17 protein-coding genes are annotated in these 21,592 nt (G+C 30.6%); 3 read left to right on the forward strand and 14 right to left on the reverse strand.

All coding sequences use genetic code 11. From position 1 onward, the window contains the following. Positions 1-25: 25 nt before the first annotated feature. The 12 genes from BMZ74_RS08100 to BMZ74_RS08155 all read right to left on the reverse strand — a co-directional run bounded on the left by BMZ74_RS08100 (position 26) and on the right by BMZ74_RS08155 (position 13,342). Positions 26-1,804, reverse strand: a complete 1,779-nt coding sequence (locus BMZ74_RS08100) for a class I mannose-6-phosphate isomerase (RefSeq protein ID WP_089861743.1) — start codon at positions 1,802-1,804, stop codon at positions 26-28. A 119-nt stretch (positions 1,805-1,923) separates the two neighbouring features. Then, positions 1,924-2,739 carry a PTS system mannose/fructose/sorbose family transporter subunit IID gene (locus BMZ74_RS08105; RefSeq protein WP_089861744.1) on the reverse strand — a complete coding sequence of 272 codons (816 nt, stop codon included), beginning with the start codon at positions 2,737-2,739 and terminating at the stop codon, positions 1,924-1,926. Between the two features lies 1 nt (position 2,740). Next, positions 2,741-3,514, reverse strand: a complete 774-nt coding sequence (locus BMZ74_RS08110) for a PTS mannose/fructose/sorbose/N-acetylgalactosamine transporter subunit IIC (protein WP_089861745.1) — start codon at positions 3,512-3,514, stop codon at positions 2,741-2,743. A 19-nt stretch (positions 3,515-3,533) separates the two neighbouring features. After that, positions 3,534-4,022: a PTS sugar transporter subunit IIB gene (locus tag BMZ74_RS08115; RefSeq protein WP_089861746.1), complete on the reverse strand. Its 489-nt coding sequence runs from the start codon at positions 4,020-4,022 to the stop codon at positions 3,534-3,536. Between the two features lie 17 nt (positions 4,023-4,039). Beyond that, on the reverse strand, positions 4,040-4,438 hold the full coding sequence (locus BMZ74_RS08120) for a PTS sugar transporter subunit IIA (protein WP_089861747.1): 399 nt from the start codon (positions 4,436-4,438) through the stop codon (positions 4,040-4,042). Between the two features lie 97 nt (positions 4,439-4,535). Next, on the reverse strand, positions 4,536-5,264 hold the full coding sequence (locus BMZ74_RS08125) for a GntR family transcriptional regulator (RefSeq protein ID WP_089861748.1): 729 nt from the start codon (positions 5,262-5,264) through the stop codon (positions 4,536-4,538). A 105-nt stretch (positions 5,265-5,369) separates the two neighbouring features. Further along, complete coding sequence (locus BMZ74_RS08130; RefSeq protein WP_089861749.1) at positions 5,370-7,154, reverse strand: FapA family protein; 1,785 nt, start codon at positions 7,152-7,154, stop codon at positions 5,370-5,372. Positions 7,155-7,178: 24 nt separating this feature from the next. Beyond that, complete coding sequence (locus tag BMZ74_RS08135; protein ID WP_089861750.1) at positions 7,179-8,744, reverse strand: PAS domain S-box protein; 1,566 nt, start codon at positions 8,742-8,744, stop codon at positions 7,179-7,181. A 307-nt stretch (positions 8,745-9,051) separates the two neighbouring features. Next, positions 9,052-10,047 (reverse strand): HD-GYP domain-containing protein, encoded by a 996-nt coding sequence (locus tag BMZ74_RS08140; RefSeq protein ID WP_089861751.1) that lies wholly within the window; start codon positions 10,045-10,047, stop codon positions 9,052-9,054. A 239-nt stretch (positions 10,048-10,286) separates the two neighbouring features. Continuing rightward, positions 10,287-11,729, reverse strand: a complete 1,443-nt coding sequence (gene lnt / locus BMZ74_RS08145) for an apolipoprotein N-acyltransferase (RefSeq protein ID WP_089861752.1) — start codon at positions 11,727-11,729, stop codon at positions 10,287-10,289. Positions 11,730-11,880: 151 nt separating this feature from the next. Then, the gene (locus tag BMZ74_RS08150; protein WP_089861753.1) at positions 11,881-12,303 is read right to left on the reverse strand and encodes an MgtC/SapB family protein; all 423 of its coding nucleotides are present in this window, start codon (positions 12,301-12,303) and stop codon (positions 11,881-11,883) included. A 136-nt stretch (positions 12,304-12,439) separates the two neighbouring features. Then, on the reverse strand, positions 12,440-13,342 hold the full coding sequence (locus BMZ74_RS08155; protein ID WP_089861754.1) for a LysR family transcriptional regulator: 903 nt from the start codon (positions 13,340-13,342) through the stop codon (positions 12,440-12,442). Between the two features lie 206 nt (positions 13,343-13,548). Here BMZ74_RS08155 and BMZ74_RS08160 point away from each other — a divergent pair, with 206 nt between their 5' ends. Beyond that, positions 13,549-14,538, forward strand: a complete 990-nt coding sequence (locus BMZ74_RS08160) for a YeiH family protein (RefSeq protein ID WP_089861755.1) — start codon at positions 13,549-13,551, stop codon at positions 14,536-14,538. A gap of 72 nt (positions 14,539-14,610) precedes the next feature. Here the strand turns inward: BMZ74_RS08160 and nifJ are convergent, their stop codons facing one another. Continuing rightward, on the reverse strand, positions 14,611-18,141 hold the full coding sequence (gene nifJ / locus BMZ74_RS08165) for a pyruvate:ferredoxin (flavodoxin) oxidoreductase (protein ID WP_089861756.1): 3,531 nt from the start codon (positions 18,139-18,141) through the stop codon (positions 14,611-14,613). 340 nt (positions 18,142-18,481) lie between these two features. Then, on the reverse strand, positions 18,482-19,648 hold the full coding sequence (locus tag BMZ74_RS08170) for a nucleotide sugar dehydrogenase (RefSeq protein WP_089861757.1): 1,167 nt from the start codon (positions 19,646-19,648) through the stop codon (positions 18,482-18,484). A gap of 213 nt (positions 19,649-19,861) precedes the next feature. Between BMZ74_RS08170 and BMZ74_RS08175 the strand changes: the two genes are divergently transcribed. Next, the gene (locus BMZ74_RS08175; protein ID WP_089861758.1) at positions 19,862-21,142 is read left to right on the forward strand and encodes a glutamate-cysteine ligase family protein; all 1,281 of its coding nucleotides are present in this window, start codon (positions 19,862-19,864) and stop codon (positions 21,140-21,142) included. Between the two features lie 245 nt (positions 21,143-21,387). Further along, the coding region (locus tag BMZ74_RS08180) for a transposase family protein (RefSeq protein WP_089861759.1) at positions 21,388-21,592 on the forward strand (205 nt) is incomplete at its 3' end.

Below are 21,592 nucleotides of genomic sequence, written 5' to 3' on the forward strand. Positions count from 1 at the left end.
AAAGACTTTATACTGTATTAATTTTTTATTTTAAAAATACTTTAAGAACTTTAACTATTTTATTACTTTCATTGATAAGTTTATATTGTTCTGCTGCTGCAGGAATAACAAAGGTTTCTCCATAATTAAATCTGGCTCTTTTACCCGATTTAGTTTCTAAAATTATTGATTCACCTTCTACAACAACCATAACATTACAAGAACCATCAGTAGTTGTTTTGATTTCATTTTTAAATTCCAAACGATAGACATCATAAAAATGTTGTTGATGAGTAGGCAAGTGTAAAATTTTGTATTCTGCATTTTTTTCTATCACATCTGGTTTTGACACTAATTCAGCTTTAACTTTTTCCCCTTTACGATCAAAGCAAAGATTTTCAAAGCCGCGTTCAATATTAATCGGACGGGGTTTACCTGGTGACTTTCTCAACCAATCATAAAGCTTAAAAGTAAATATATAAGGTGTACTGCTAATTTCTAATACTAAATTGCCAGAGCCTGAACCATGGATTGTTCCATTAGGAATTAAAAATAAATCATGTTTTTCAGCAGTAATTTTCTGGACATATTTTTCTATTTCAACTGGTATATCTTCCACCTGATCATTTTCCAATGAATCTCTACTATTCTCTAGAACTTTTCTAAATTCTTCTGGATCAATATTTTCCTGAAACCCTAAATAAACACCAGAATTAGATTCTGAATCTATAATATAATAAGTCTCATCTTGAGTAAAGTTTTCGCCGAAATGTTTTTTAATATAATCTGTTTTGGGATGACACTGAATCGATAAATTACCTCCTGCAACAGTATCTAAATAATCAATCCTAATTGGAAATTCATTTCCAAAACGTTCTGCTCCCTGTTCACCCAGAACTGCCTCAGAGTTATTATACATTAAAAAATCAAATGAAACCTCTAAGAGTTTTTTATTACTTTCGAAAATTATCCCATTTTCCGGAACAATCAATTCGAAAGACCAGGCATAATTAGAAACATTTTGTGGTAAAGTAGAAAATCTTTTTTTCATCCACTGGCCCCCCCAGGAACCAGGTTCAAACCAGGGTCTAACTCTAAAATAATTTTTGCTAATTTCAGTTAAAGAAGTTCTGAATTCATCGCCAAACATAAATGTCAGCTGATCTGTCCTTTGACCATCTATTATTAAATCTAGCTCAGTTAGCATAGCTTTTTTATGAAGGTTTAAAACAACCCAATCAACAAAATAAAACTGCTTATACATTTTATGTGGTTTTGCTGGACTTGATAGTCCTAAATTGTAGATTTCCTCTGCTCTAGCACGATATTGAATTTCATTTTTGGGAATATCAATATAAACTAGATATCCAGTCCAATCTACTAGTTTAGCACCAGTGCCATAAACTATATTTAGATCTACTTTATTATCTTCAGATAGAGAATTTAATTTCTTTTTATCAAAAAAATCATTTATTTCCCCTGTAAACTTACTTCCAAAAATCGGATCATCACCACCTAAAAATGGTGCAACTAATTCTGCTATTTCTTTTTCTGGAAGCAAAGCATCAGCTATATTATGCCAGGAAACTGAAATCCCTTTTGCTTTAAATATCTGATCTAGATTATCCTTTATTTCTTGCCAGAACACACCTCCATAACCATCCATAATAATTTTTTCATGTTTTACTAATTCTTTAGCTAATTTTTCAAAGCCAACGTTTATCTTGCCTGGACTAAGTTCATAACTAGGAAAAATATCATAATTATTTTCAGAGTTTATTTTTTTTTCAACTGGTAATAATAGTTGTTCAGTTTTTCTTTTCATCAAATTATTAACTCCTTTGATTTTATAATTTAAACAATAAATTTTAAAATTTAACTATATTTTATAGATGATCAACTAGAATATTCTAGTTGATCATCTATTTTTAAAAATATCTAAGTTTAAAATATTCCTAAGAAAACTCCAGCTGCTGCAAGCACAAGCATAAATAACATTATTTTAATAGAACTTATTCTTTTTTTGCTCATTAAATACCAGGTAACAAATACAAGTATTAAAGGTAATAATTCAGGAAATATATTGTCTAACATATTTTGCAAAACTATATTAACTTCTCCACTTTGATAAGTTAATGGAGTCGATAAGCTGACATAATTAGCTGCAACGCCCCCCATTACTACTGCTCCCAACATTGCAAAGGCTTCTTTTATCTTTTGAGCTTTCTCACCCATTAATAATTCTAAAGATTCTTCACCTAACTCATAGCCTTTCATATATAGATAATATGACCCAGATATAACTATTAAATTAAAAGCTATAATGTAAAATAATGGCCCTAAAAGACTGCCTCCACTAGCTAAACCCATTCCAATACTTAATAAAATTGGAACTAACATTCCAGGAATTAAAGAATCACCTATTCCAGCAAGCGGACCCATTAACCCAACTTTTATACCATTAATCATCTCTTCATCAACCTTTTCTCCATTAGCTCTTGCTTCTTCTAGTTTAGCTGTTATACCATTTACTATACTTCCTAGTTGTGGTTCTGTATTATAAAAAACAGAGTGTCTCTTTAAGGCTGCTATTTGTTCTTCTTTTTTATCGTATAATTTTTCGATAATTGGCAGCATCGAATGACAAAATCCATAAGAGGCAAGCCTTTCGTAACTAATAGAAGACAGATTAAACAAGAACCATCTTAGCCAACTTGCAAATAAATCTTTTCTAGTTAATTTCTTTTTTTCATTATCCATGTTATAAAATCGCCTCCTCATTAGTATCTGCTGTAGAACTATATTTAAAATGTATTAAAGCTAAACAAGCACCAACTATTGCTAAAGCAATCATATTAAGCTGCAAGAAAACTATTGCTATATAGCCAACTAAGAAAAAAACAAATAATGAATAATCTTTAATAATCTGTGTTAATAAAATTCCAACTCCCAGAGCAGGGAGCATTCCTCCCAATACAGCCATTGCATCTATTACAGTCTGGGGAAGAGAATTCATGATTGAATCAATATAAGGAGCGCCAAAATGCACTGCGATAACTGTAGGAATAAAGCGAACCAGGAAAGTTAAAATCTGTGGATAAACAGCATTGGCCCGGACAATGCCTTTTAAATCTCCAGCTTCTACTGCTTTATCTCCCATATGATTAAAAGCTGAATTAGTTACCATTGTAAAATTATGAATAATTGTACCTAAAATACCAATTGTAGAAGCTAAAGTAACTGCAACTTTAGGATCAGATCCAGATAGTATTCCTAAAGCAATTGCCGGATAAGCTACAAAATTTAAATCTGCTGGCATTGTACCACCTGGAGTAATCATTGCAATATAAACTGCCTGTACGGCTACTCCAATTATAATACCCTGTTGAATATCACCCAAAATAGTTCCAACAATCATTCCAGATACTAACGGTCTTGATAAGGTATACCAACCACCAGTAAGTCCACCTGCCCAGGGTACACTTAATGCACCAAGATAGCAGAAAACCCCTATTAACATAGATCTTATTAACATAGTCATCTCTCCTATTGTTTTAAATATATTTTTTTCTAATATCTTTCCAGGTATAAGGTTTACTATTTGGTACTAATTTAAATATAATAGTGATTCCTTGTTCATAGAAATATTCACATGCTTTAATTTCTTCTTTAGTCAAAGCAGCATTTGGACCAACATTTTCAGCGCCTTCTTTTGAACTAATTGGACCTATATTTATTTTTTTGATAAAATCACAACCATTTTCTAATAATGAAACTAACGTGGTAGGCGTTTTTACAATTAAAAAATAATTTTCTTTTACCTGACTGGCTTTCTTTAGTTTGGGAAGAGCTTGTTCAACTGTAAATACACCTGCTTTTATTCCAGGAGGTGCAGCATTTTTCACTACTGATTTTAAAATTTTATTTTTAGCAGTCTTATCATCTACTGCAATTATACCATCACATTTTCTCTCTCTAGCCCATCTTGTCACAATTTGACCATGAATAATTCTATCATCAACCCTTATAAAAGACACTGCCACTTTTAACACTCCCTTTACTATTTTTTGGCTATTGAAATACCAGCTTTCCCAGCTTCTATAGCTCTTTTAGTTAATTCCCCAAGACTTAAATCATCGCGTATTGCCAGACTTTCTATTAACATAGGCAGATTTAATCCTGATACTATTTCAATTGCAAGCTTTTCTTTTCTTTCTAGAGCATTTACTAAACTAACATTAAAAGGCGTGCCGCTTTTTAAATCAGCCATAATTAATACATCAGTACCTACTTCTAGTTCATCTAAAAAAGCAGCCAGCTCCTCATTAAAATATTCCATTCCCCCATCATTAGATAAAGTTATACAGCTAACATTTTCCAAATCTCCATAAATCATTTTACTAGAATCTAAAATACCTGTAGCTAAATTACCATGAGAAACTAAAATTATTTCAATCATCTGTAGCCTCCTAAAATAAAAATTATAATGTCATAACATTTATTATTAAAAAAATTTTCCTCCTTTCTATCTAAATAAAAACCTCTCCGATAAAATTTTACCGATTCAATTCAACAAAATATCTGTATTTATCAGCTCTATAGAAACATTCTGTATATTCTAATGGATTTTCATGGTCAGCATAACCTCTTCTAGTTGTCTTTAAAATTGCACTTCCAATCTCTACATCTAATTTTTCAGCCAGATTATTATCGGCAATTATTGCTTCAATATATTCAGCCGCTTTACGAACTTCTTTATTGTTGGTTTTTTTAATTAGTTTATATAAAGAACCATAGTAGCTCTTATCAGTTAATGGTAAACTTAACACTGGATTAAGATATGTTATAAATAAAACTATTGGTTCTCCATCAGCGCATCTTAATCTTGTAATTCTATAGACTTCGACTCCCTCAGCCAGCTGCATAAATTCAGCGATTTCATGTTCAGGAACTAATTTTTCTATTTTAGCTAATTTAGTAGATGGTTTTATATTTCTAATCTGCATTTCTTCAGTAAAGGTCATTACTTTTGATAATTTTTCTTCTATTTTTTGCCTTCTGACAATTGTACCTATTCCTCTTTGACGTGATAAATAGCCTTCTTCAACAAGTTCTAATACTGCTTTTCTAACAGTAATCCTGCTCACATCAAATATTTCCTGCAGTTCTTTTTCTGAAGGGATTTTTTCACCAGGTTTATATTCACTATTTTTTATCTTTCTTTTAATATCTTTTTTTATTTGCGAATATAATGGAGGAGCTTCTTTATTAAAATTTAGTGACATAATTAGACACTTCCTTCTATTCTACAATTTTATTTAATGTAATAATGTCATAACTTTTAACTTAAATAATAATATCATAAATTTTTAATTAAGTCAAAATATTTATTAAATCTCATTATCACCCACTAAATATTTATTAATATTAGGTAATTTATCTGATTGAACCAGCTTACCAAATTTATCGACTTTATAATTTATATTCTTTTGACCAGGATCAATTACTATTCTATCTTTTTCACTTTTAATAACTAGTGTACCCAGTGCTTCTTTAATAAATATTTGCTTACCAAGTATAAAATTAGTTCTCCCCAGCTGGCTGCCAGCAGATTGAGTATATATTATTTCTTCAGCCTGATATTCACCCCCCTTAACAAACCCCAGTTTATTTCTAGCAAAAATAGATCCCTTTGCTTTAATTGTAGAATTATAGCAGCCAGACCTGCTGATAATTACTGAACCTCCAATTTTAATTTCGGAGTTCTGTATATAACCTGCAAATATATTTAATAATCCTTTACTTTCTATTTGAGAAGTTAAAATTTCTTTTAAATTTTCTTTAAATTCATATAAAAACCTTTCATCTTTTATCCTTTCTAGATTAGCTATATTAGTAAAATAAGGAGTAACTTCTTCAAATTTTTCTTTAATTTTATCTGCTTTATCAATTTCTTTATTTGTATTTATAATTAGATTTTTTAAAGATTTAAATTTATTTTCTACTAAGAGCCTAATTACTTTTCCTGTTCTAAAACTGCTGACATCCATCTCTCTTTTACTAGCTTCTCCAATAATTTCTTCAACAGCTATTTTTAGATTTTCTATATCAGAAATTATTTTTTTCATATTAGCAACAACTTTTTTTTCAAGATAATTACCAATATATAATTTACTGGCAATTATATTATTCTTCACAAAGAGATCTCCATTAGTTTTAATCTCAGCGTTGGCTATATTTCCCCCTACTTTTAATTTGCTGCCAACACTTACATTAAAATAGTCCTGAACATTACCTTTAACTAAAAGATCTCCATCATATTTAATGTGACCTGTATATTTGTCAACATCACTGCTAATTATATATTGTTTATGAACATATACCTCAACTTTAGAATTTCTTTTAATTAGCTGGGGCTGTCCCCCTTCTAAAGCAATTGCTTTCAAGCCATTATTAATAATCTGGACATTCTTTCCAGCTATAAGTTCTATATCTTTAACCAGAGGTGGAGAAATTTCTTCTGCAAAAACATTAGTCCCTGCTTTACCAGGAATTAGTTCCCTTTTAAAACAGATTAGTTCACCTTTATCAATTGAATCAATTTGTTTAAAAAAATTCTCATCTTGCCGGTCTTGCTGTTTATATTTTTCACTTTTGATTACTTCTGCATCTTGACCGGTTTTAGGTGCTTTCCCTTCTGCAACTAAGTACTCACCACTTAAATCATCACTTGCTGCTACTATTTGATTAATATAATCATGCTTGATGCCAAATTTAATATCATGGTAATCTAAAAGATCTATAATTTCTTTTTTATCTAAATCAGGATAAACCTTAGCTTTACTTTCAGTTTCAACTACTATATGATTACTTGCTTCAGTATCTTTTAAAATAAGTTCCTGCCGGGGAGTTAGAGAAATTATTAAATATGCTTTTAACTTGTCATCAGAAATTTCTATTTTAAGTTCTTTATTTGCTGTTATGCTTTCAAATTTAAATTCTATTTTGTCTGCTAAATCCTGATTAACAACTAATTCTTTACCTTCTTTTTTACCATTTATATAGATTCTTACATTTTCGCCAGTTTTAATACGCGGATACCTGCCAAGCCCTTCTGGATCAGTAATGTTTAATTTACCATTTTTTAGATAAACTACACCATCTTTATTTTCCACAAAAACCGCCTCCTCGTACTATATCTATTTAGTTTCTCGATAAATTGCAAAAATACCAATTCTATTAATATGCAGTAAAATTGGAAAGGCAATCAAATTTAAATTTAATCTTTTCCCCTGTGAATCAGTTCTAACTACAGAATGATCAATTTTATCACCAGTTAGAACTAAATGAGCAAGATCTTTTGCTGCTTTATCTTCTTTATCAGCTATTAAGCTACTCAGCTCTTTGTTTTTAAGCTCTTTCATTTCAAAGCCAAACAATTGTCCAAACTTCTTATTAGAATTAATTATTTTACCTTCATTATCAAGTAAAACTAAAGCTTCCGGAAAATTATTAAAAAGCTGTAAATAAGGATTAGTTATATTATAATTACTTCTTTTTGAAATAAACTGCTGATTATGAAATGGAATTATCGAAATTACACTTTTCGAGTTATCTGTTTCATAATAAGGTAGTAAAATATTCTTATAAGAAAGTTGACGATTATTTTTACTTAAAATCACTCTGCAGTCTATTATTTTCTCTTCCTGTAATGCTTCAACAATTTTATCCTGGTAACTTTGGCTTTCTTCATTATCTAAAGTTAAACCCATAAATTGCTGACCACAGTCATTTGAGGTTAAATTGAAATTTTGGGCAGCTCTTTTATTGAAATAAATCAATTCTTGCTTTTCATTAAATTTCATTAATAATCCAGGCAGCTGGTCCAGAAGTGTTTCTGCTGCTTTTTGAGCAATAATTTCTTTAGTAATATCCTGATGAACTATTAAAATTTCATATTCACCAATTCCTTTAAAAGATGAGGCATGCATTCTAAACCATCTTTTTTTTCCAGCCGAACTCCAGGAATAGTCAAAAGTAAAATATTCTTTTTCTCGATTTAATAACTGTTTCAACCCATGATTTAATTCATCAAAAATATCGCTGCTTTCTCCAACTACTTCTTTGGCTGCTTTTAAATAATTTTTCCCTATTTTGAAAGCACGAGCTATTGCAATATTTTCAACAGCAAATCTATCCCAGGCAAGATTAATATAGACAATATTTCCTGCCTCATTTAAAATTGCTACATTACCCGGCACAGAATCTAAAGCAGAAGCAGCAATATATTTTTCTCTTCTTAAATTACTATTTTCTTTGCTTCTTTGATTTAGATAGATTTCTTTTTTTTCCTGACTATAAATATCTTTCAATAGAAATTGAAACTGCTTTTTGAATCGATTAAGAGCAGTTGAATTATGTTTAATATTTACTTTTTGATAAGGAAAATAAATAATATAAATATAATCATTAATATTTAACTTAAAAAACATTAGTTCATTTTTAAAATCAGTCAAATATTTAGCCAAAAAGAGCTTAACCTTTTGTTCCTTTAAATCAAATAGTTTTTTATATAAATTATTAGTTACTGCAGATTCTATAACTGGCTTTTTAATATCATCATTTTGCTGAGTGAAAATTCTATTCCTATTATCTGAAGCAATCACACACATCTTTAAATCTTTTGTGGAAAAGAAATCTGCCATTATATCAAGATTAAGTTTGATTCTTGGTCTTAATTTTGCGGACGTGATAATTTCCTTCATTATTTTCACCTCTTAATTATATTTATTCTTTATCTGAATAGAGACCTTCTGCTTTTATTAGACTATTTTAAATATTGTTAATATTATTCTATCACTTTAATTAGTAAATGTTAACATATAAGACATTTTTCGACAATAAAAAACATTTAATTTATGTTGATTTAATAGCTATAAAATCCATCTTAGCATTTGAATTAAATAGTTTTAGATATAAAAAAGAGAATTCAACATCTCCTGGATGAGAATTCTCTTATAAACAATAAATTTTTTAATTAAGTTTTTAGCAGCTACTTGTTAATTAGTATTATTAATTTTTAATTAATTTTTTGATCTCAAGTTCTCTTTTCTCCTGTAAATCATATAAATTATTTTCAGTTTTAACAAAAGGAGATTCTGGTTTCAATGGATTAATAAATACAATTTTTCCAACTTCACCATTACTCAATTCTACTGTTTCTCCAATCAATGAAGCAGGAATTTTTTCTACAAAAATAGAATTTAATTTATAGTCATAACCAAAGATATTTTCTTCTAAAATTTTTAGGGCTTTAAAAGGCGAAACAGCTTTTTGATATGGCCTATCTGTAGTTAAAGCATCAAAGGTATCCAGAATAGCAATAACTCTACCAAATAAGGGTATTTCTTTACCTTTTAGACCAAGCAAATAACCACTACCATCAATTCTTTCATGATGAGTTAAAATAGCAGATAAAACTTCTTTTGAAAACCGATTACTTTTTTTAACAAGATCATAACCATATTTGGGATGTTTTTTTACTATATCAAACTCTTCTGCCGTCAGCGAAGCCGGCTTAGTCAAAATATCTTTATCGATTTTAGTTTTTCCGATATCATGAAGTAAACCGGCTGTAGTTAAATTATTAACTCTATTTTCCTCTAGATTTAACCATTTACCAAACTTATTAGCCAGAATTCCCACATGAAGTGAATGAGTATAAGTATAGTCATCAATATCTCTCGTCATTTTTAAAATATCAGCCAGTTCAAGCTGTTCTGAAATTTTAATTGCTTCTTCAGACAATGTTTTTACTGAATTAAACTCAACTTTTTTCATATAATAAGCCTTTTTAAATATAGAAGCAAAATTTTCTATTATACCCTGATATTTTTCTAAAGTATCTTCTTTATTTTCAATCTTCTTTTCAGATTCAGCAGCTGACTTGATTTTTACAGCTTCTAGATCAAGCCTAATTATCTTATCAATCATCCATTCATTTAGTTCAGTTCCCGGCGGAATAAGAATTCCACCAAACTCACTTTTAATTTCTTCATCAATAACCATTCCCTCTTTTAAATCATTAACTTTTACTTTATTACTTATTTCAGTAGAAATTTTAAAAACCCCCTTTTTTCAAGAAAAAGTTCAGTTATTCAGCCAATTTACTGTTTCTATCAGCTTAACTTATTTAAACTATGTATAGCTATTATACTCTTATTATATCATTTTTAGACAAGTTATCCACTAATCTAGCTAATTATTTATGCTAAATTTAAGAATTTTAACATAAATTGAATAAATTATTATTTTTTAACCCAGAATTTCAATAAATGATAATTATTTATATCACTAACTTTTTGATAACTTCCATCAGGATAAATAATTCCACTATAGGCTAAATTACCAGTTTTAATTACTATTTTTCTATTTTCAACTGCCCGCAAAACTGATGCCTGCCACATTATATTTTTAAGAAGACGGCTATTAGCAAACCAGGCTTCATTAGTTTCATTTACTATGAATTGAACCTGAGCAGCCTGCTTTTTAACAAAATCAGGATAAAGGATTTCAGAACAAATAACTGTTTTCCATTGTAAATTATTATAATTAAAAATCTTAATTTCATCTCCTTCTGCCAGAGAATTGAAATTAAATTCGCTAAAAACTTTATTTAAAATTCTTTCAAGTGGAAAATATTCACCTCCATAAACTAACTTAACTTTATTGTATCGATCTAAAAACTGACCAGCTGAATCAATTAAAAAAATAGAATTAAAATACTGATTACCTGTTAAATTATTTTGGCTGGCAAGACTGCCTACTTGAAGTGGAAAAGCAAAATTTTCTTTAACTAAAGTTAAAAATTTTTGTTGAAAATAATTATCTTTATTCAAGTCTATAGTTAAAGCAGTTTCTGGGGTTATAATTAAATCAGCTGAATTTAATTTTTCTGCTGCCATAGTTATTAAATTAAAATTATTATTTATCTGGTCAGCTCGCCATTTGTCACTTTGCCTGATTCGAGAAGTTATAAGGCCGACCTTAATTAGTTTTTTTGGTCTAAAATCTTTTAAGCTAGTCTGATTTATTGCAAATTCAGCTGGCTTATATTTTTCTAAATTAAAACTACCATAACTAAAAATTAATAAAAAAACTAATAAAATAGCTAGTAGATCTCTTTTCTGCTGCTTTAAATAAAATTTAAAAAATAAAGCATTTATTAAAATCACAGCTAAGGTCAGAGACCAGATCCCCCCTAAACCAGCCAGCTGGACCATAAATTTACAACTAGCTTGAGTGTAAGCAGGATTCAGAAAAGGAAAAAAGAAAAATAAATGATAGCGGATAAATTCAAAAATAACCCAGCTAACTGCAAACAAATAAGGATTAAATTGCTCTTTTAATTTTAAGATTCTAAAAGTTAAAAAATAATAAAATAGAAAAAATAAACCATAGACAATAGTTAGTAGAATAAACAAAAGCATTAATATTAGCAGTAAAACCAACAATTTAAAATTAGTGTATATTTGAAGAGGATAATATAAAAAATTAACTGAAAAACAGGCCAGCAGAAATCCCCAGACTGTTCCTTGAATAAAAATTCTATTGAGCGGCTGATCAATTGCTTTAAACTGGACTATTAAAAAAGGAAAAAGAGCAAACCAGCTTAAAAAATATAAGTCGGGATAATAAAGTGGTAAAGAAAAAAACAAAGCTGAAATACTTAATAACAAAAATGCTGTCATTTAATTCTCTCCAGACAAATAAATTATTTATTCTAAATACTTTCATCAGGATAATTTAGCTTATTAAGCTTAAATAGATATTAATTATAACTAATTATTATATCTTTGTAAGTCAAAAATAATTAAAAATTTAAAATAGATTTTTTAATAATTACTTATTTTTAATTGATGGAGAAATTTTTAAGCTAAAAACTATGACCAGAGAAGCCGCAATAGAAATATCATAAAGTCCATAGCCTATTGCAAGCCCCAGACCAGCTACTCCCCAGAGACTGGCAGCAGTTGTTAAGCCTTCTATTTTATCTTTATGCTTAATAATTGTGCCAGCTCCTAAAAAACCAATCCCACTAATTACCTGAGCTGCCAGTCGAGCTGGATCACCATTTAAACCAAATTTTAGACTATCCTGTGATACTTCTAACGATAAAATCATAATTAAACAAGAAATAATTGAAACTATAACATTCGTCCTAATTCCAGCTGCTTTATTCGATTTTTCTCTATCATAACCAATAACTGCCGCTATTAAAGCTGAAAGCAGCAGCTTAAAAATACTTATCCAATCAATTAACATACAGCTCACTCCATCCATTACCTTTTAAAAATAACAACTATTGGATTTAGATCCTAATAATATTAATATTATTCTCTAAATAAAAATTTTTTCCTGCTCTAATTATTTCAAAAAATAAGATTAGCTTAAAACCACTTTAAAACTGATCTTTAAAATTATTTTGAGCTAATACAAAATTATGGAACTCAGTAAATAGAGGCGACCAGAATTTGTCTTTATGGAAAATGAGATTGAAATCACGTTTGAAATTTAAATTTGCCAGCTGTTTTTTTACAATCAAACCAGATTTAAGTTCTGCTGTAACTGCAATTTCTGGTAAAATAGAAATCCCTAGATTAGCAGCAATTGCTTTTTTGATAGCTTCTATATTATTTAAAACATGAGTAATTCGATAATCAATATTATTTTTTAATAAATTATTCTCAATTATCTGCCTGGTACCACTTCCCTTTTCTCGCATAATGAAGTCAGCACACTTTATCATATCAGCTGTAATCAGCTCTTTGTCTGCCCAATTATGCTCAGCTGAACACATTAAATATAACTGATCACTATAAAATTTTTCAACTTGCAAATCTAAATTTGTAATCGGACCTTCAATTAAAGCCAAATCAATTTCATTTTCAGCTACCATTTTCGCAATTGAATAAGTATTATCAATAATAACTGGTAATTCAAGTTCATGCTCTTCTGCTGCACGAAATTTAGCCAGCATTACCGGTAAAAGATAGGTTCCAATTGTCATGCTTGCTCCAATTTTTAATTTTCCTTTTTTCATATTAGTAATATTCTCAATACTAGTTTGAGCTTCAACTAATAAATTAGAGATTTGTCTGGCATATTTTAGTAATACTTCTCCCGCATAATTAAGGTTTAATTCTTTACCGATACGATCAAATAATTTTATTCCTAATTCATCTTCTAAACTGATTATTGTCTGACTAACAGCTGGTTGAGTCATATAGAGGCTTTCGGCTGTTTTTGACATACTTTCCAGCTCACAAACTTTAATGAAAATTTTTAGCTGTCTAATATTCATATTGGACTCCTTAATGATTAATAAATCTAGTAATTTAGATTCTCTAGTTATTTTTACTAAATATAGTTGTTTAAGCAAATTTAAATTTTATTATAAATAATTACTTATGAATATTATAATAACAAATTATTTTACTAATGTTAAATTTATTAGTAAAATAATAGCTAAGTATAAATTAATTAATAAAAGTTTACAGGGAGGAAAAAATGTCGTATTTAATATCATATTTAAAAGAAAATATTAAGGGGTTAACTTTAACAATTTTAATTGCTATCCTGGCTAACTACCTGGCAAAGTTAATCCCAAATCTAGGAGCAGTAACTTCTGCAATAATTCTAGGGTTTATTCTTGGTAATTTAATTGATTTAAATGATAGTTATGGCCCGGGAGTTAAATTTGCCGAAAAGAAATTACTGGCAGCTGCTATTATGCTAATGGGAGTTAAATTACAATTAAATGTACTTAAAGAATTAGGCTTTACTTCTATTATGTTAATTATTTTCGTCGTAGCTTTAACTGTTTTTAGTGGTTTTATAATTGGTAAGTTGCTTGGACTTAATAACAAATTTGGACTTTTAATTGGGATTGGTAATGCAATCTGTGGTTCTTCAGCTATTGCAGCTTCAGCACCAGTAATTGGAAATACGGAAGAAGAAATTGGCCTTTCCGTTAGTGTAGTTAATTTATTGGGAACTATTGGTATTTTCACTTTGCCATTTCTAGCTAGATTAATTGGACTTAATAATACAAATAGCGGTTTGCTAATTGGAACTACTCTTCAGGCAACAGGTCAAGTAGTAGCAGCTGGTTTCTCAGTTAACGACTTAGTGGGCAGAATCGCCACAATTGTTAAAATGGGAAGAATTTTGATGTTAGGACCAGTTGTAGTACTTTTAAGTTTATTATTTAATGACAAGTCTAAGAGTAAACAAGCAAAAGTTAAAATACCGACTTTTATTATTGGATTTTTAATTCTGGGTATTTTAGCATCTTTAAACTTAATTCCCAATCTTTTAATTGATTATTTAAAAATAATTAGTCACTTATTATTAATTACTGCTATGGCAGCAATTGGCTTAAAAATTAAAATTTCTGCTCTACTTAAGCAGGGCCCAAAAACCCTCTTAGTAGGATTGGGAACAGCCTGGATTCAGGTTGCAGGTGCAGCTTTACTAGTCATCTTATTTTTCAAATAAAATAAATATTTTAAAGCATAAAAAAAAGGTAGCGGCGTCCCGCTACCTTTTTTATTTATTTTTATAGAAGTATTATTCTTCTTCCGGAGCATAAGCTGCTTCAAGACGTTTATAAGATTCATAACGTTCTTTAGCATCTTGTTCAGAGCGTTCAAATAATTCTTCAGCAATTTCAGGGAATGTTTTCTGTAAGGAAGCAAAACGTACTTCACTAAGAATAAAGTCTCTGAAACTACCTGTAGGTGCTTTTGAATCCAGACTAAATGGATTCTTACCTGCTTTTTTAAGTTCAGGATTGAAACGGAATAAGTGCCAGTATCCTGCTTTAACAGCATCTTTTTCCTGAGATACACTGCAACCCATACCTTTTTTAAGTCCATGTGAAATACAGGGAGCATAAGCAATAATAATGGAAGGTCCATCATAAGCTTCAGCTTCTGCAATAGCCTTAATGGCCTGATTCATATTAGCACCCAGAGAAATCTGAGCAACATATACATAACCATAAGTCATAGCCATTTGGCCTAAGTCTTTCTTCTTAATCTTCTTACCAGAAGCAGCAAATTTAGCAGCTGCAGCAGTAGGAGTAGCTTTAGAAGATTGACCACCGGTATTAGAGTAAACTTCTGTATCAAAGATCAGAACATTTACATCATCACCAGAAGCAATTACATGGTCTAAACCGCCATAGCCAATATCATAGGCCCAGCCGTCTCCACCAATAATCCACTGAGACTTTTTAGTCATAAATTCTTTTCTATCAACAATCTCAGCAATTACTTCGTTGTCACTATATTTAGCCAGCAAAGGCATCATTTCTTTTTTAATTTCCTGTGTCTTTTCTCCATCTTTGAAGTTAGCCAGGAATTCTTTCATTAACTCTGTTAATTTAGCATCCAGATCTAAGTCAATTGCTTCTTTCATTAGATCAGAAATTTTAGCTCTAATTTGTTGATTAGCTAAATACATACCATATCCATATTCGGCATTATCTTCGAATAAGGAGTTAGCCCAGGCAGGACCATGTCCTTCTGGATTAGTTGTATAAACAGATACTGGTGCAGAACCACCCCAGATTGAAGAACAACCTGTTGCATTAGCAATCAACATTCTATCACCAAATAACTGAGTTACTAACTTAGCATAAGCAGTTTCTCCACAACCAGCACAAGCTCCATGGAACTCAAGTAGTGGCTGTTGGAATTGACTACCTTTAATGTTAACTGGATCCATTAGGTCATCTTTAACAGTTATTTCGTTAATAGCATAATCCCAGTTATCTGCTTCTTGTTCTGCCATCTTAGCAAATGGTTCCATTTCAAGAGCATTAACAGGACAAACATCAGCACAAACTCCACAACCTGTACAATCATAAGGACTTACCTGAATCTTGTATTGTAAACCTTCTAATTGTTTGCCACGAGCATCAAGAGTAGTAAATCCTTCTGGCGCATTAGCAGCTTCTTCTTCATCAAGTAAGAAAGGTCTGATAACGGCATGAGGACAAGCTAATGAACATTGGTTACACTGAATACAGGTATCAAAGTCCCAATCAGGAACATTAATAGCAATTCCACGTTTTTCGTATTTAGAAAGTCCAGGAGGGAAGTGGCCATCTTCACGACCAACAAAAGTGCTAACAGGTAAATCATCACCTTGTTGAGCATTAACAACTTCCAGAACTTCTTTGACAAATTCAGGTTTTTCTTCAGTTTCTACTTCAGCTTCAGCTTCAGCATTTGCCCAATCAGCAGGCACATCAATTTTAACTAAAGCATCAAGAGCCTTATCAACTGCTTTATAGTTCATTTCAACAATCTTATCTCCCTTATGACCATAAGTTTTCTTAATGGCATCTTTGAGATATTTAACAGCATCATCAACAGGAATAATGTCAGCTAGTTTAAAGAAAGCAGTCTGCATTACCATGTTAATTCTACCACCGAGACCAACTTCCTGAGCAATCTTTACACCATCAATGGTATAAAATTTAATATCATTTTCAGCAATATATTTTTTCATTTCAGCTGGAAGTTTGGCAGCTAATTCATCCTCTGACCAGGTACAGTTAAGAAGGAAAGTTCCCCCTTTTCTGAGATCAGAAACCATATCAAAGTTTTCAACATATGATTCTTTATGACAGGCTACATAATCAGCTTCATCAATTAAATATGTAGATTTAATTGGTTGATCACCAAATCTTAAGTGAGATACTGTAACTCCACCAGATTTTTTAGAATCATAGGAGAAATAAGCCTGTGCATATTTGTCAGTATTATCACCAATGATTTTAACTGCATTTTTATTAGCACCAACGGTACCATCGGAACCAAAGCCCCAGAATTTACAGCGAGCTGTACCTGCTGGTGAAGTATTAATATAATCCTTAGGTTCAAGATTAGTATTAGTTACATCATCTTTAATTGCTAAAGTAAAGTTATTTTTAGGTTTATCTTCTTTCAGATTATCAAAGACAGCTTTGATGTGAGTAGGAGTTGTATCCTTAGAACTCAAACCATAACGACCTCCAACAATTACAGGACGTTTTTCTTTATCATAAAAGAGAGCTCTTACATCTTCATAAAGTGGTTCCCCTACTGCACCAGGTTCTTTTGTCCTGTCAAGCACAGCAATCTTCTCAGCAGTTTCTGGAAGAGCCTTCATGAAGTATTTTTCGGAAAATGGACGATAAAGTCTTACTTTAATCAGACCAATTTTTTCTCCTTGTTCAACTAAGTATTTAACTGTTTCTTCAATAGTATCAGTTACAGAACCCATCGCTACAACTACATATTTAGCATCTTCTGCTCCAATATAGTTAAAAGGATGATATTCTCTACCAGTTAATTTGGATATTTCCGCCATATAATCTTCTACAATATCGGGAACTGCTTCATAAAAACTATTAGCAGCTTCGCGAGCTTGGAAGAAGATATCAGGATTTTGAGCTGTACCCATTGTTACAGGGCGTTCAGGATTTAGAGCTCTGTGTCTAAATTCACTGACTTTGCCATAATCAACTAATTCTGCCAGATCTTCATAATCTAAAACTTCAATTTTTTGATATTCATGAGATGTTCTAAAACCATCAAAGAAATGGACAAATGGTACACTTGATTTAATTGATGCTAGATGAGCAACACCAGCTAAATCCATAACTTCCTGCACACTACCGGAAGCTAACATAGCAGTACCTGTTTGTCTAGCAGCCATTACATCAGAGTGATCACCAAAAATTGATAAAGCATGAGTAGCAACAGTACGTGCACTAACATGAAAAACGCCAGGTAATAATTCACCGGCAATTTTATACATATTAGGCAGCATTAATAATAATCCCTGAGAAGCTGTAAAAGTAGTTGTCAAAGCTCCTGCCACCAGAGAACCGTGTACTGCACCAGATGCTCCTCCCTCAGACTGCATTTCAGTCAATTTAACTTCTTGATCGAAAATATTTTTACGACCATTAGCGCTCCAGGCATCAACTAATTCAGCCATTGGAGATGAAGGAGTAATAGGATAGATAGCTGCTACGTCTGTAAAAGCATACGCTACATGAGCTGCAGCAGTGTTTCCATCCATGGTCTTCATTTTCTTTGCCATTATAACTTTCCCTCCTATTAATAAGGTAAATTTTTTATTATTTATTTCCTCTTTTAGTATAATACTTTACAATTGTGCTGTCAAATATTTCACATCTTTTAAACAGCTTTTTCCGGTATTCTAAATTGTTAGAATTCTTCAACTATAATCAGCTGTTAAAGCAGGTCAATAAAGGCTTTAAATTATTTACTGTTAATTAATAAATTAATCATTTTATACCTATTGTAAAAAAAATCACATTCTTGATAAAAGAAAATAAGTTAGTCAAAAAGAGACTTTCCAATAATTAATATTAACTATATTTTTAGCTGAAAAGTCTCTTTAATTAGTCTGTCTTTAATTAATTATTATTAAATAAATCTCTAGTATATACTTTTTCTGCTACATCTTTAATTTCAGCAGCCATTCGATTAGTAATAATTATATCTGATTCTGCTTTAAAATCAGCTAGATTATTTACTACTCGCGAATTATAAAAGTCTTCTTCCTTTAATGTTGGCTCATAAACAATAACTTCAATTCCTTTTGCTTTAATTCTTTTCATAACTCCCTGGACTGAGGACTGACGGAAATTATCTGAATTCTTTTTCATAGTTAAACGATAAACACCAACAATTTTAGGGTGCTGTTCAATAATCATATCAGCCACATGGTCCTTCCTGGTTCGATTGGCATCCACTATAGCCTGCATTATATTGTTAGGAACATCTTTATAATTAGCTAATAGCTGTTTGGTATCTTTCGGGAGACAATATCCTCCATAACCAAAAGACGGATTATTATAATGGTCACCAATTCGTGGATCGAGCCCTACTCCCTGAATTATTTGTTTAGTATTTAGATTTCTCAATTCGGCATAAGTATCTAATTCATTAAAGAAAGCAACCCGCATTGCTAAATATGTATTGGCAAATAGTTTAATTGCTTCTGCTTCTGTGGAATCAGTGTACAATACTGGAATATCTTCTTTAATTGCTCCCTCTTTAAGTAAATTAGCAAATTTTTCAGCTCTTCGAGACTGCTCACCTACAATAATCCGAGATGGATATAAATTATCATAAAGCGCCTTACCCTCTCGTAAAAATTCTGGTGAAAAAATAATATTTTGTGTATCAAATCTTTCTCTTAATTCTGCTGTATAACCAACTGGTACTGTAGATTTAATAATCATAACTGCATCTTCATTAAATGATAAAACATTGGCTACTACAGCCTCTACAGTTCTTGTATTAAAATAGTTTTGTTCTGGATCATAATTAGTTGGAGTAGCAATTATTACATAATCTGCTTCTCGATAAGCTTTTAAAGCATCAGTTGTAGCTCGCAAATTGAGCTCATGATTAGCTAAATAATCTTCAAGCTCACTATCAACTATTGGTGATTGACCCTGATTTATCTGCTCTACTTTTTCTTCAATTACATCAACAGCGATTACTTCATGGTTCTGGGCCAGCAGCACTGCATTCGATAATCCAACATAACCTGCCCCTGCAACAGTAATTTTCATCTTATCAGACTCCTTAAGTCATATTCATATTAAGTATAATTCATCAAATTAATTTTATTACAAAGAACACTAAGATTCAACTCCAGTCAAAAAGATCTCACAATTAAAATAAATAAACTTTAGGTAGTCAATTAAAGCAGGAATTTAGTTAATCAGCGCTAAGTTTATATATATGACTAAAATAATCAACAATCTAGATAGAAAGGATGAATTATGGAATACTCAAAGCAGATTAAAGCATTAGTTAATTACATAAGACAGGCTGAAACTAAGGCAGCTGACTTTAAACTAGGTCTAGAATTTGAAAATCTTGTCCTCAATCAAGATTTAACTGCTGTTAGTTATAGAGGAGAACATGGTATAAGCTCAATTTTGGAAAAATTATCAGTTAATAACTGGCAAAAAATTTATGAAGCTAAAAACTTAATTGCTCTCCAGAAAGATAATTGCACAATCACTCTCGAACCAGGAGGACAGCTAGAACTAAGTATTAGTCCTTATCAAAGTTTAAAGAAAATAGAAAAAATTTATTTAGCTTTCTGGCAGGAAATAAAACCTATTTTACAGGAAAATAAGCAAATATTGATGGCGGTTGGTTATCAACCGATAACTAAGATTAGTGAAATACCATTACTGCCTAAAAAACGCTATCATTATATGTATAAATATTTTAATAATAAAGGTGAGTTTGCTCATCATATGATGAAAGGGACAGCTTCTCTCCAATTAAGTATTGATTATGAAGATGAAGCAGATTATCAGAAAAAGATAAGAGCTGCTTATTTTTTAACACCTATGATTTATTACTTATTCGATAATACAGCCTTTTTCTCCAGCAAAATAACTTCTGGGCCTAGTGTCAGAGCTAATATATGGTCTCACTGTGACAGTAATCGTTCTGGCATTATTAATGGTGTTTTTTCTGAGAATTTCAGCTATAAAAGTTATGCTGAATATATTTTGAATACACCTGCTATTATTGATAAAGACAATAATAAATTAGTCTATAGTAAAGAGACTTTGATTAAAGATCTGATGAAAAATAATAACTCTCAGCAGATTGAACACTATCTCTCTATGGTTTTCCCTGACATCAGAACTAAAAAATATATTGAAATTAGAACAGCTGATGCTGTGCCTTATCCTTATAATTTTGCTTTTGCAGCCTTGTTAAAGGGGCTTTTTTATCAAAAAGAAAATCTCAATTATCTTTATCAAGAATCATTAAAATATAATCAAGCTGAATTCTTGGATTTTAAAAATAAAATGTTATCAAATAATAGTTATCAGACCAGAAAAGCTCTAATTAGTCTATTAATTGAAAAAGCTGCCAGTGGATTACCAGCTGTTGAGTCAGCCTATCTAGACCCGCTTAAAGATATCCAACAGCAGTATGGTAATTTTAAAAACAAAACACTAGCTTTATTTAAAGAAAAAATTAATAAAAAATCAGCTCTTCAGTGGTGTATTTTAGATAATAAAACCTGCTCTTGATCAAGAGCAGGTTTTATTATCTACTATTCTGACTTAATAAACTCAGTAAAAAACATTATAAATATAGCTAGCATAAAAGCAAGTACTGCTGCAATAACTAAATTTAATTTTAAATTAGGGTTGTATAATTAATGTTGTGAAGAAAAAACTGTAAATCTAAAAATATCTAAATAAAAAAGGCATTTGCCTGGCTCCGTTGAATTAAATAGTTACAACACCAAAAATTCAATAAAGGAGTCAAGCAAATGCATAATAATCTTATCACAGATTTAATGGATTTACCAGACCTAGTTGCAACAGATTTAATTAAAACGGAGGAATATTTAGTTTTTGTAGCTGACTATAAAATAGATCATGTTAAATGTCCTGTCTGCGGCAAAAAAGCAGAAAAGATTCATGATAGAAAAACTCAAATGATTCAGGATACTTCTCTTCGAGATAAAAAAACAG

The organism is Halanaerobium salsuginis (assembly GCF_900114545.1).
Taxonomy (GTDB): domain Bacteria; phylum Bacillota; class Halanaerobiia; order Halanaerobiales; family Halanaerobiaceae; genus Halanaerobium; species Halanaerobium salsuginis.

Bases quoted from the DNA above. Each gene is read 5' to 3' on its own strand.
- BMZ74_RS08160 (WP_089861755.1), top strand. From the start codon at position 13,549: ATGTCGTATTTAATATCATATTTAAAAGAAAATATTAAGGGGTTAACT.
- BMZ74_RS08105 (WP_089861744.1), bottom strand. From the start codon at position 2,739: ATGGATAATGAAAAAAAGAAATTAACTAGAAAAGATTTATTTGCAAGT.
- BMZ74_RS08170 (WP_089861757.1), bottom strand. From the start codon at position 19,648: ATGAAAATTACTGTTGCAGGGGCAGGTTATGTTGGATTATCGAATGCA.
- BMZ74_RS08150 (WP_089861753.1), bottom strand. From the start codon at position 12,303: ATGTTAATTGATTGGATAAGTATTTTTAAGCTGCTGCTTTCAGCTTTA.
- lnt (WP_089861752.1), bottom strand. From the start codon at position 11,729: ATGACAGCATTTTTGTTATTAAGTATTTCAGCTTTGTTTTTTTCTTTA.
- BMZ74_RS08140 (WP_089861751.1), bottom strand. From the start codon at position 10,047: ATGGTTATTGATGAAGAAATTAAAAGTGAGTTTGGTGGAATTCTTATT.
- BMZ74_RS08175 (WP_089861758.1), top strand. From the start codon at position 19,862: ATGGAATACTCAAAGCAGATTAAAGCATTAGTTAATTACATAAGACAG.
- BMZ74_RS08120 (WP_089861747.1), bottom strand. From the start codon at position 4,438: ATGATTGAAATAATTTTAGTTTCTCATGGTAATTTAGCTACAGGTATT.
- BMZ74_RS08125 (WP_089861748.1), bottom strand. From the start codon at position 5,264: ATGTCACTAAATTTTAATAAAGAAGCTCCTCCATTATATTCGCAAATA.
- BMZ74_RS08155 (WP_089861754.1), bottom strand. From the start codon at position 13,342: ATGAATATTAGACAGCTAAAAATTTTCATTAAAGTTTGTGAGCTGGAA.
- nifJ (WP_089861756.1), bottom strand. From the start codon at position 18,141: ATGGCAAAGAAAATGAAGACCATGGATGGAAACACTGCTGCAGCTCAT.
- BMZ74_RS08100 (WP_089861743.1), bottom strand. From the start codon at position 1,804: ATGAAAAGAAAAACTGAACAACTATTATTACCAGTTGAAAAAAAAATA.
- BMZ74_RS08135 (WP_089861750.1), bottom strand. From the start codon at position 8,744: ATGAAGGAAATTATCACGTCCGCAAAATTAAGACCAAGAATCAAACTT.
- BMZ74_RS08110 (WP_089861745.1), bottom strand. From the start codon at position 3,514: ATGTTAATAAGATCTATGTTAATAGGGGTTTTCTGCTATCTTGGTGCA.